The 9,565-nt window shown below is 67.8% G+C and carries 7 protein-coding genes; 3 read left to right on the top strand and 4 right to left on the bottom strand.

Features of this window, described 5'->3' with window-relative positions; translation table 11 throughout:
* Positions 1–5 precede the first annotated feature (5 nt).
* Positions 6–395, top strand: coding sequence for a pyrophosphohydrolase domain-containing protein (locus DEIPI_RS32500; protein ID WP_045234690.1), 390 nt, complete (start codon positions 6–8; stop codon positions 393–395).
* A 13-nt stretch (positions 396–408) separates the two neighbouring features.
* Here DEIPI_RS32500 and ychF read toward each other — a convergent pair whose 3' ends face one another.
* Positions 409–1,509 (bottom strand): redox-regulated ATPase YchF, encoded by a 1,101-nt coding sequence (gene ychF, locus DEIPI_RS0118405; RefSeq protein WP_027482734.1) that lies wholly within the window; start codon positions 1,507–1,509, stop codon positions 409–411.
* 226 nt (positions 1,510–1,735) lie between these two features.
* On the opposite strand from ychF, the gene DEIPI_RS0118400 reads away from it, so the two are divergent.
* On the top strand, positions 1,736–4,636 hold the full coding sequence (locus DEIPI_RS0118400) for a beta strand repeat-containing protein (RefSeq protein ID WP_157463788.1): 2,901 nt from the start codon (positions 1,736–1,738) through the stop codon (positions 4,634–4,636).
* A 291-nt stretch (positions 4,637–4,927) separates the two neighbouring features.
* On the opposite strand, the gene DEIPI_RS0118395 is transcribed toward DEIPI_RS0118400, so the two are convergent.
* Positions 4,928–7,345 carry an NHL repeat-containing protein gene (locus tag DEIPI_RS0118395; protein ID WP_169737153.1) on the bottom strand — a complete coding sequence of 806 codons (2,418 nt, stop codon included), beginning with the start codon at positions 7,343–7,345 and terminating at the stop codon, positions 4,928–4,930.
* Between the two features lie 728 nt (positions 7,346–8,073).
* Here DEIPI_RS0118395 and DEIPI_RS32495 point away from each other — a divergent pair.
* Complete coding sequence (locus tag DEIPI_RS32495) at positions 8,074–8,385, top strand: DUF4288 domain-containing protein (protein WP_052351820.1); 312 nt, start codon at positions 8,074–8,076, stop codon at positions 8,383–8,385.
* On the opposite strand, the gene DEIPI_RS0118385 is transcribed toward DEIPI_RS32495, so the two are convergent.
* Together DEIPI_RS0118385 and DEIPI_RS40325 are read right to left on the bottom strand one after the other, a co-directional pair.
* Positions 8,349–8,966 carry a hypothetical protein gene (locus tag DEIPI_RS0118385; protein WP_027482731.1) on the bottom strand — a complete coding sequence of 206 codons (618 nt, stop codon included), beginning with the start codon at positions 8,964–8,966 and terminating at the stop codon, positions 8,349–8,351. The genes DEIPI_RS32495 and DEIPI_RS0118385 overlap by 37 nt on opposite strands.
* A 2-nt stretch (positions 8,967–8,968) precedes the next feature.
* A partial coding sequence (locus DEIPI_RS40325; protein WP_027482730.1) for an alpha-2-macroglobulin family protein occupies positions 8,969–9,565 on the bottom strand: 597 nt, incomplete at its 5' end.

Below are 9,565 nucleotides of genomic sequence, written 5' to 3'. Positions count from 1 at the left end.
CCGCGCTGCCCGCGCGGCCCAGCGCGCCCTCCCCCGCCCTGCTCGCGCTGCGCCGCACCCTCGTCCGCGAGGAGTACGAGGAGGTCATGGAAGCCATGGACGCCGTGGAGCGCGGCGATACGGACCTCGCGCCGCTCGCGCAGGAACTCGCGGACCTGCTCTACGTCACGTACGGCGCGCTGCTCGCGCTCGGCGTGGACCCCGACGCCGTCTTCGAGGAGGTCCACCGCGCCAACATGCACAAGACGACCGGCCCCCGCCGCGAGGACGGCAAGCAGCTCAAGCCCGAGGGCTGGCAGCCCGCGAACGTCCGGGGTGTGCTGGAAGGGCTGTCCGCCGAGAAAGGCCTGCCGTCCGGAACGACCCGGACGGCGAACCTGACCGCTGAGGACTGACGGCTGACGGCTTCTACACGTTGAAGAGGAAGTTCATGATGTCGCCGTCCTGCACGACGTACTCCTTGCCTTCCGTGCGGACCCAGCCCTTCGCCTTGGCGTTCACCCAGCCGCCCGCCTCGACCATCTTGTCCCACGCGATGACCTCCGCGCGGATGAAGCCGCGCTCGAAGTCCGAGTGGATCTCCCCGGCGGCCTGCGGCGCCTTCGTGCCCTGACGGACCGTCCAGGCGCGCACCTCCTTCTCGCCGCTCGTGATGTACGTGATGAGGCCCAGCGTGCTGTACCCGACCCGCACGAGCTTCGCGAGGCCCGGCTCGTCGATGCCGAGGTCCGCGAGGAACGCCGCGGCGTCCTCCTCGGGCATCTCGGAGAGCTCGCCCTCGATCTGCGCGCTGATCTTCACGACCTCGGCGCCTTCCCGCGCGGCGTACTCGCGGACCTGCCGCACGAGGTCGTTGTCCTCGGTGAGTTCGTTCTCGCCGACGTTCGCGACGTAGATGATCGGCTTGATGGTCAGCAGGCCGAAGTCCTTCGGGATCGGCGCGTCGTACGTGCCCGCGCGGGCGGGCTGACCCGTCTCCAGGACCGCGAGGACCTGCTGCGCGAGGTCGAGGAGTTCCGCGTCCTCCTTGTTGCCCTTCGCGCTCTTGCGCAGACGGTCGATGCGGCGCTCCATGGTGCTCATGTCGGCCAGCACGAGCTCCGTGTTGATCGTGTCGATGTCCCCGACGGGGTCCACCTGACCGGCGACGTGCACGACGTTCGGGTCCTCGAAGCAGCGGACGACGTGCGCGATGGCGTCCACCTCACGGATGTTCCCGAGGAACTGGTTGCCGAGGCCCTCGCCCTTGTGGGCACCCTTCACGAGGCCCGCGATGTCCACGAACTCCACGCCCGTGGGAATGATCGGCGGGACGCGCTCGCCTCGCGTGAAGATCTTCTGGAGCGCTTCGAGCCGCTCGTCGGGCACGGTGACGACGCCGACGTTCTTGTCGATCGTGGCGAAGGGGTAGTTCGCGGCGAGGGCGCCGGCGCGGGTGATGGCATTGAACAGCGTGGACTTCCCGACGTTGGGAAGACCGACGATTCCGATCTGTAGACCTTGACTCATAACGTGTGCTCCTCCGGCTCGGGGGCCGTCGTCTGGCGGTGGCGCGGTGCTCGCGCGGCCAGGATAACCGAGCGATTATACCGGAGCGGCACCCTGAGCTCACGAGCGTCGTTGGTCGGGTCGTGCCGGAACCCCAGGCGAGGCGAAGTCGGCCGGACACGTCTCTTCTCATGAGGGCAGTCAAAATGAGCAGCCTGAGCAGAAGGTGAAGGTTATCCTGATCGAGATGCGTCAACAGCACCTGCTCCTTCTCAGCGGCGCCCTGCTCCTCGCCGCCTGCAACACCACCCCTACACCCACCACCAAACCCGCCGAGCCCACCAGCGTCGGCACTTCCGGCGGCATCCTCACCAGCACGAGCGGCAGCATTACCGTCCCCGCCGGCGCACTCCCCAGCGGCGCCACCCTCACCGTCAGCAGCACCCCCGCCACCACCAGCGCGCCCAGCGGCTACAAGAGCGCCTCCGACGCGCTCGTCCTCACCGCCACCGGCGCCACCACCTTCAGCAAGCCCGTCGAAGTCAAAGTCAAGTACAACGCCAGTGCCCTCGCGGCCCTGCGCGCCAACGCCGCCGTCGGCACGCTCGCCGACCCCAACAACCTCAAGCTCTGCCAGCTCGGCAGCGACACCACCCCCATCAACGTCACCGTCGACACCACCAGCACCACCATCACCGGGAGCGTCAACACACCCGGCACCTACGCCGCGTGCGTCCCGACCGTCCTGCCCGGCCTCACCCTCGGGCTCGCCGGCGACATCAACGCCGCCGCCGGCACGAACGCCACCCTCACCGCGACCATCAGCCGCACCGGCGGCCTGACCGGCGACGTCACCCTCGCCCTCCAGGACGCCCCCGCCGGCATCACTGCAAGTCCCGTCACCGTCGCCGCGAACACCACGAACGGCGCCCTGATCGTCAGCGTCGCGGGCACCGTCGCCCCCGGCGCGTATCCCCTCAAGGTCCGCGCGACGAGCGGTACGCTCAGCGTGGACGCGACCGCCACGCTCACCGTCGTCGCGGCCGCGCAGCCGTCGTTCAGCCTCACCCTCGACGCCGGCACGCTCAACCTGAGGGCTGGCGGGACCAGCACCGTCGATGTCACCGTCACGCCCACCAACGGCTTCTCGGGCGCGGTCAACGTCACGCTTTCCGGGGCTCCGCAGGGCCTCACCGGCACGCTGGACCTGCCCACCGGCACCACCCACGGCACCCTGACCCTCACGGCCACGAACGCCACACCCGTTGGGGCGCACGCGCTGAGCGTGAACGGCACAAGCGGCGACCTCAAGGCGGGCGCGGCCCTCACCGTGAATGTTGTCGCGCCCTTCACCCTCACTGCCGCGGAGTCGGCGGGCGTGAAGGCCGGCGGCAGCGTGAACCTGCCCGTCAGTGTCACGCGTACCGACGGGTACAGCGGCGACGTCACCGTCTCCCTCGAGGACGCGAGCGGCGTCCTGAGCGCCGACCCCGTCACCTTGAACGCGACCGGACGCGATACGAACCTGGTCATTCGCGCCACGAGCGGAGTGGCGACGCAGTCCCTGCCCGTGACGATCGTCGCGACGGACGCCTCAGGCTTCCGCACGACGCGCGTCGTGAGCGTGGCCGTCACGACGGACGTGGTGACGCCGGCCACGGTGACGATCACCGGGACCGCCACCCTGCCCGAACCAGCCGACGCGGCCGCCGCGGTCCTCCAGAACTTCCAGAACGGCGACACGCTGCTCGCGCCCGGCACGTTCTCCAACGGAACGTTCAACGTGACCCTCCCAACCGACGTGAGCGCGCTCGACAAGGTTCTGATGCCCAACCAGGCCCTGTTCGACCCCAGTCCATACGCGTCGAACTGCACGACGAAGGTCGCCGTAAGTGGCGACACCGCGCGCGTCGCCGCGGTTGGTGAGGTGGCCTTCCTGCGCGGTGGTCTACGGACCGGCAGCGTGCAGAACGTCGTCGGGGACGTCAACAATCCTATGAGCTCCAACACGGGTGGGTACGTCTGGCTCTACGCGGAACGGGCCATGACCGTCCAGGGTGACTCCGTGTGCGAGACCCAGTACTACAAGACCAGCTCCTCGTTCGACCTGAACCTCGTTCAGGGCTGGAACCTCGTCGCCACCTCGTCCAAGTCACTTTCCGGCACGACCGTGCCGTCCTCGATGACGACCATCACGAACGCCACGAGCATCAGCGACGGCGCGTGGATGTACCGCCCCAGCGTGTACCTGTCGGGCAGTGACGGGGTCACCGGTACGCGAGGCGCGAGCACCACCGTAACGCTGTCCGCCTCGTTCCTCGCCGGAGGCCCGACGCAGGTCGTCAGCCGTACCGCGACGGTCAAGCAGGTGAACGTCACGCCCAGCGCGCCCATCACCGTTTCCTCCTCCCCGATCACGTTCGCGAACACGGGCGGCGGCGCCATTCCCTTCACGATCAACGTCGGCGCAGGCACGCCGGACGGTGCGTACGACGTCACCATCGACGTCGCTGACCAAATCAGCACCTCGCGCAAGGTCATCCGGGTGTTCATCGGCAACGTTGAGGACGGCCTCAACCTCTCGGGCCTCATGACCCGGCACGAGGGCAGCGGACCGTACGACCTGACGGACGGCGCGCTCAGCGTCACGCTCTACGGACAGAACATGACGGCCAGGACATATCAGGGACCCGTGAATATCGACGGGACCTTCGCGTTGACCCTGCCGGGCGGAAGCGATCTGTCGTCCGTCACGAACGACCTGCGCAAGGCGCTGGTGCCTCTGCTGAGCTGCTACGGTGACGACCTGTCGGGCGTGACGCTGAACACCGAGGCGAGAGGGGTAGCTGTGTCGAACGTGTCCCTGCGGACCCCGGCGCAGCCGTACGGGCTTTCACCCACGCCGTTCGGAACGACGGACGGTACGACGGTGGACTGGAACGTGCGGTACGCGTGGGTGTACGTGGACCGTGACGTGACCGTGAACGCGACGCCGTCAGTGTCATGCTCGATGCAGGCGACGGACCTGAACCTCAAGGCGGGCTGGAACGCCCTCAAGCTCGCGTACTCGTACGATGGAGAGAGTGGGCTGAGCACGCGCGTCGTGACGCTGAAGACCGACGCGGACACGGTGCTCTGGAAGTACTGACGGACTGACAGAAGCAGGGAGCCCGTGAGGATACTGCTCACGGGCTCCCTGCTTTGACGCCTCACCACACGTGGGGACCTTGGGTCTGCGGATCATCCCGATCTGTAGACCTTGACTCATAACTTGTGCTCCTCCGGCCCAGGGCCGTCGTCTGGCGGTGGCGCGGTGCTCGCGCGGCCAGGATAACCGAGCGATTATACCCGAGGTGCTGAGGCGGCTCGTCTCCAGGGATGAACGAAGCGCCCCAGGTCGTTGCCCGGGGCGCTCCGTCCAGCTCAACCGGACGTTGCTTTAGGGACGGTAGAGCACCGCGTACCCATCCACGAGGAACCACAGGCTCCCGTCCTCGGTGACGACCACGCGGCTGCTGTTCATCGCGGGCACAACTTTGACGATGCCTCCAGCGGCGGGATCGAAGAGCATCCACGTGCTTCCCGAGGCGTCGGACCCGACGAGCCAGTGACGGCCAGTCCGGTCCACGCCCAGCGTGCCGGCGACCTGAAGCGTGGCGCCACTCGTGACGTCCCGGTACGGAAGGAAGCGTGACAGACCGCTCGCTGGGTCGAACCGGACGAGATCAGCGTCGCGGGCGATCCAGACGATCCCGTCGCGAACGCTCAACGTGCCGCCTCCGTTGGTGACGCCGGGGATGGTGTAGCGGGTGATGGCGAGCGTGTCCGCGTAGACGGCGAGGAGCTGCCCATCGTACTGCATCGCCCACGCGGTGTTGCCTCTGACGGTCCGCAGGTTGGCCTGGCCGAGGCTGACGTCGACGGTCGTGTTGTTCACGGGGTCCACGCGGCGGGTCACGGCGGTACTTAGCCACAGTCGCCCGGAAGCGTCGACGAGGGGTGCGACGAAGCACCCGCCGAGTCCGCCTGGATCGGTGTACGTCCTCGTGTCGCCCGTCTGCGGGTCGATGCGGGTGAACGGCAGCGATCCCGTCCAGAGGAAGCCGTCCTGTCCGAAGTTGAGGCTGCCGCAGGAGAATTGGGGAAGGTCGTACGAGGAGGTCGTACCGTCGGGAGCGATTTTCTGCACCGTCCGGTCTCCCGAGGTCCAGAGCGCGCCGCTGGAGTCCACCGCGGCACCGACGAAGCCGTTGTTGGTCAGCTTGAATCTGGCCGGGACGGTCCGCAGGGTCACCGGCGTGGTCACGGTCGTCGCTGCCGCCTTCACCTGCACCTTGATGTTCGACAGGTTCAGCGTCGTGCTGGTCGCGGCGGTGAGGGAAACGTTGATGCCGACCGTGCCGTCGACGTCCACTCGCGTCACGTCGGGTGCGGTCACACCTGGAGGCAGGTCGACGAGACGAATCTCGACGGGTCCACTGAACCCGCTGACGGGGACGAGCGTGACGGGCAGCTGCGTGGTCTCACCCGCGTAAATCGTCATGGGTGCCGTTCCCACCTGCACAGACGGTTCGGGGATCGTGATCCGGATGGGGAGGACGGTGCGCTGCCGCCCTGCCTGAACGATCAGGTTGACGTCGTACACACCCGGTGTGGCGGCAGGTCCGACGACGAACTTCAGCGTGGTCGTTCCGTATCCCTGCACGTTGACGGTGGCCGGGGCGACGGTCACGCCTTCGGGAAGACCGGTGACGGAGACGTCGGCCGCACCGTTGAAACCGCCGAGCGTGTACAGACGGACCGGGAGGGTGGCCGTGTGGTCACGTTCGATGGTGAGGGCGTCATGGTCGATCTGAACCTGAACGCCCTTTCCGCTGAGGTACAGGTCGAACGGGTTGGAGCCGAGTTCGCCGGAGGCGTCGCTGACGATCAGACGCGCTTTGCCCTGAACGTAGGGGGCATCCGCATCGGCTCGGAGCGTGATGGTGGCGGTCGTGGAGGCGGCGCGCATTCCCAGGGCCTGCACGGTGGACGGCCGGGCGCTCATGGCACGGATGCCCGCCGGGCTCGTCAGGGTGATCGTCGAGGGCTCCACGGTCAGACCGGGAACGTCGGTGCCGAGCTTCACCGTGCCCGTATACCCGCCGACCTGAAGGAACCGCACGGCCATGTCGATCGAGTTGCCTGCCATCAGGCTGACGGTCGTCGCGTCGAAGGCAGGAAGGACGCCCTTCGTGTAGCGGCTGAACGTCAGCTTGGGCGTCGCGGAGGGCAGGCTCGTGAGGGTGAGCGCGCCGCTCCCGTCGGACTTGAGACCGACGAGGTTCCAGCCGGCGGTGAGGTTCAGGTCCGTGCGGAGGTGCACCGCCGAACAGTTCAGGTTCTCGCCGGACGTGAAGGCCGTGGCCGAGTGGACGTGCAGGATCTGGGTGTTGGGGTCGGTCGAATCCGTCTCGACGAGCTCTCCGGCCGGATCGAACTCGCGACCGAGCAGCATGGCCCCGGAGTACATGGCCACAGAAGTCGATGGAGGCGTGTCTCCGGAGGAGACGCGGGTGCATCCCTGGAGGAGGGAGGACTGCTCCGTCGCCGGGGGGCGCGCGGGGAATCGAAGGTCGACACGCCCGCTGCCATCTGCGTCTATGGGGTCGACGATGTCCGAGATGGCCCCGTCGAAGGTGAGGGCCGCGATGTATCCGGCGTCGAGGGGCCAGGTCTCGACCTGCCCGGCGATGCGGTCCGCACCTGGCGTGGGAATGGGCGAGGAGGAAGGTGTGCCCGCGCCTCCGCAGGCGGTGAGTAGACCTGTCAGTCCGAGGACCGAGAGCGACTTGGATGAAATCAAACTTTTCTTCATGGAGCTCACGAAGTATAGGTGGCTCTCGTCTCACGCTCATGAGATATGGGGGCGCGACGCACCTTCAAGATGATGTCGAAGGAGTCCAAGGCAACCCTCTAGTTCCTTTACCGTTCACGTCTTGGGCCCACGGATCATCCCGATCTGCAGGGTGCTCATGGGGGTCCTCCGGGGGGCGTCTCGGGGCGCGCGGGGCGCGCGCCCGTGGGGCAACCGGACGATTATACCGGAGTTGCGCGGGCGAACCGAGACGACGAAGCATCGTCCCTGTCCAGACGTAGGTCGAAGGCCGACGATCTCAAACCCGTACGATGCACGAAGCCGGAGGAGGACGTCTCTTCGGCTGGAGGTATCCATGCGTTCATTGATCTATGCAGGTGTTCTGGTGGTCGGTTCTTTTGCTTTCGTGTCCTGAGGAGGAGGAGCTCCTGCTGTGCTCAGCAGTGCACCTTCGACGGCAGGGGTGGAAGATTCTTCCCCGGTCACAAGCGTGCAACCGGAGGAGGTGACAGGAGTCCAGGCGACTGCCGTGGACTGCGACGCCAACAGCCCGACAAACCAGTTCATCATGGCAGATACATTCATCAGCAAGTGCCGTAAGGCGTCTATCCGAAGCGTCTTTCCAGGTCAGCATCTCTACACGATTCTTCATCTCATCAAGTACGGAAAGACCGCCTCACACAGGACTGCCTGGAAACCGCTCAACGACAGTCGGTTCAGAAAGTAGAATGCGTTACTTCGCTATCACATTGAGTGAGGGCGTCAACGACACGACAGGCGAACGGTGGTACCAGGAAAATTTTCTGCTTCTCGAAGCCTCCACCTTTGAAGAGGCCCAGGCCCGTGTGACGGCGATCGCTAAGCAAGACGACACGAGCTACGAGAACGCGGTCGGAGAAACCGTCACGTGGAAGCTTCTCCGTATCGTGGACGTCCGTCAGGTCCTCCACGACGCTTCTGACGAGCCCACCCTCTACGCCAGGCACTTCCGTGACCTGGAAGGCTACCGGATCTTCGACGCTCCGGACGACGAGGATTGACCGCCGAGCGCGCCCTTCCAGCCCACCCTGCCCACGAGCGCGCGGGCGCGGCGGGCCGCCTCGCGGTAGGCGGCGGTGAGGCGGGCCGGGTCGCGGGTGGCGAGGAGGTGGTCGAGGTCCGCGTCCCGCAGGCCCTCCAGGCCGGTGGGTGAGGCGGGGTCGCGGGAGGCCTCCCCGCTGAAGACGCGCGCGAGGCCCTCGGCGAGCCAGCGCGGCAGGCCGCGCGGCTGGGCCAGGTGGAAGGCCTCGTGCCGCACGGTGAGGGGCAGCAGGCCGCGCGCCGCGAGCGCCCCGAGACGTTGCGTGCGGATCACGGTTCCACGCGTGCTGGCCGCCACGAACCACGGCTCTCCGGTACGGGCGGCGAGGTCGGCGGCGCTCGCGGCGGCCTCCAGCCTCGCGCCGGGCAACCGCAGCCCGAGGGCCCGCAGGTCCTGTTCGGCGCCGCTCCACGCGCGCCGCACCGTGGCGACGTGAGCGCGGTCGCCAGGATCACGGACGGTCACGTCGAGCCGCGCGGCCCCCGCCGCGCCCGCCCCGAGCAGGACGAACACGAGCGCGAGCCGCGCGGCGGGCCTCACCCCTACTGCCCCCGGTCGCGCACGACGAGCGTCGCGGCGGGACCGTAGCCCTCCACGTCCGGGTCGTACATCAGGAACGCGTGCGTGGGAAGCGCGGTGAAGGTGCCGGGCGTCTCGGCGCGCAGGACGTACGTCATCTTCTGCCAGCCGCTGAGGTACGTGGCGTAGAGGTCCACGCGATCGTCGCGCAGTTCGCGCCCCGCGTACCAGTAGTTCCACGCGTCCTCGTCGTCGCCGCCGGTGAGGCCGCTGATCGCGAGGGAGCGCTCGTCGAGGGCGCGCGTCCCGGCGGGCAGCGGGTCGCTGACGAGGACGTAGCGGGCGCCGTCCCGGTCGGGTTTCACGGTGACCGTCACGAGGACGAGGTCGCCGACCGTGACGGGCGAGAGCGTCCCGGCCCGAGCGAGGGGCGCGCGGCGGTAGGTGTAGCGTTTCTCCTCGTCGTTCCAGACGGGTTCGAGCTTCTCGTACGTGCGGGTGAGGCGCAGGCCGCCGGTGGCGTCCCCGACGAGCCGGGCGGGTTCACGGGCGCCCGTGAGCTCGGCGGAGAAGCTCAGCGCGGCGGGGCCGTCCACGCGGACGGTGTTCGCTCCGGGCCG

The sequence above is a fragment of the Deinococcus pimensis DSM 21231 genome, from assembly GCF_000519345.1.
Classification (GTDB): domain Bacteria; phylum Deinococcota; class Deinococci; order Deinococcales; family Deinococcaceae; genus Deinococcus_A; species Deinococcus_A pimensis.
This window is presented reverse-complemented; position numbering and strand designations above follow the sequence as displayed.